Origin of the sequence: Collinsella sp. D33t1_170424_A12, from assembly GCF_015554865.1 — a bacterium.
Taxonomy (GTDB): domain Bacteria; phylum Actinomycetota; class Coriobacteriia; order Coriobacteriales; family Coriobacteriaceae; genus Collinsella.
Genome location: NZ_JADNJJ010000103.1, coordinates 1 through 1,396, shown reverse-complemented (window position 1 = coordinate 1,396; position 1,396 = coordinate 1). Strand labels below are relative to the sequence as shown.

At 66.9% G+C, this 1,396-nt stretch carries 1 protein-coding gene; it reads right to left on the bottom strand.

Annotated elements, in window-relative coordinates; genetic code table 11:
* Nucleotides 1–471: 471 nt before the first annotated feature.
* On the bottom strand, nucleotides 472–1,396 hold a 925-nt coding region (locus I2E26_RS04575), incomplete at its 5' end, for an NAD(P)/FAD-dependent oxidoreductase (protein ID WP_195419780.1).

Genomic DNA, 1,396 nt, shown 5'->3' with positions numbered 1-1,396 from the left:
AGGGTCTCGAGATGCCGCTTCACGTCGGACGCGCCCTTCACGCGCGCGACGGTCGCCGTCTCACCCGCCCTCATCATCGAAAGGGGCATCGACGGCATCTGCGGTCCCTGCGGCATTCGACCCACCATCTTTCCAAAAGTTAGCCTTGGCTTTGTTCACCTTAGTAAACTACCACGAAATGCCGCCCATGGGAATAACCATGGCTAACTTTTACGAAATGATAATTCGATTGTTCATCATCAGATTTATATGCGCTGTTAGATGCATATGAGCCTGCTGTCGCGAGCAGAGCCTCAGATCGGTGCTCAGATTGGTGCCTGTCCCTAATCTGAGGCGTGATGCGCGCCGAGCGCCATCGCAAACGAAAAGCGGCCTTCCACCCGGCTTGGATGGAAGGCCGCTCTATAGCCGTCGAACATGGGCGGCGAACGGGCGTGCACGCCCTCGCGTAGCGCCCGCTATTCGTTTCCCCTAGATCGCGCAGGCGGCGTCGTAGGCGGTCTTGGTGGCGCAGGAGATGTCGCCGCCCACCTCGCTGCAGTCGCCCACGAAGGTCCAGGCCACGCCTGCCGCATCGAGCGCGGCGGTGTCGAAGGCGACGCGGCGGGCGCCGATGGCCATGACGGCGTAGTCGATGGGCATGCGGGCCTCGGAGCCGTCGGCGGTCTCGCACACGAGCTCGGTCGGGGTGATCTCGAGCACCTTGTGCTGCGTGAACTGCTTCACGCCGCGGGCCTCGAAGTGCTCGAAGAGGGTCGGCTTGATGGTCGGGCCCTCGTCGGCGGCGACGCTCTCGAGCATCTCGACGACGCTCACCTCGCAGCCCTCGTCGGCCAACAGCTCGGCGGTCTCGCAGCCCACCATGCCGCCGCCGATGACGGCGACCTTGCCGTAGACCTCGGCCGTACCGGCCAGGACGGACCAGGAGTCCACCACGTTGGGGAGCTCGCGGCCGGGGATCGGCGGGCAGGCGCACTGGGCGCCCACGGCCACGATCACATGGTCGAATCCCGCGGCGGTAAGCTCCTCAGCGGTCGCCTCGTGGCCGAGCTCGAACGTCACGCCGGCGTTGCGGGCCGCGGTCACGCCGTCCTGGACGGCGCGGCGCAGCTCGGCCTTTCGCGGGGGCACGCATGCGATGTTGAGCTGTCCGCCCAGCTCGCAGGCGCGCTCGAACAAGGTGACGTCGTGGCCGCGCAGCGCGGCGACGCGGGCGGCCATGAGGCCGGCGATGCCGCCGCCGATGACGGCGACGCGCTTGGTCTCGCGTGCGGGCGCGATGCGGCGCACCGTCTCATAGCCGTTCTCGGGGTTGAGGACGCAGGAGAGGCCCTCGCGGCGCTGGATGGCGTCGGTGCAGCCCTTGTTGCAGGACAGGCAGCGGATGATCTGGTCG